1 pseudogene is annotated in these 201 nt (G+C 40.8%); it reads right to left on the bottom strand.

From position 1 onward, the window contains the following. Nucleotides 1–201 (bottom strand): annotated as a pseudogene (locus tag WFH18_RS18705) (IS4-like element ISAba33 family transposase); the annotation flags it as partial.

Raw genomic sequence — 201 nt, 5'->3', positions numbered from 1 at the left:
GTCTGTCAAGCGCGTATTTTCAAGATTAAACCCGCGTCCTTTGAGACAACTGAATAAGGTTTCAATTTCCCAGCGTAATGCATAATCCTCAATAGCATTGGCATTAAACTGAGGAGAAACGACGAGTAAAAGCTCTCCATTTTCTAACTGTAGTGCACTTATATATAGTTTCACCCGACCAACCAAAATCCGTCGTTTACG

The sequence above is a fragment of the Acinetobacter sp. USHLN143 genome (assembly GCF_037145695.1).
Taxonomy (GTDB): Bacteria; Pseudomonadota; Gammaproteobacteria; order Pseudomonadales; family Moraxellaceae; genus Acinetobacter; species Acinetobacter fasciculus.
Note: the sequence above shows the minus strand (reverse complement) of the source record. Positions and strands in the feature narration are given on the sequence as shown.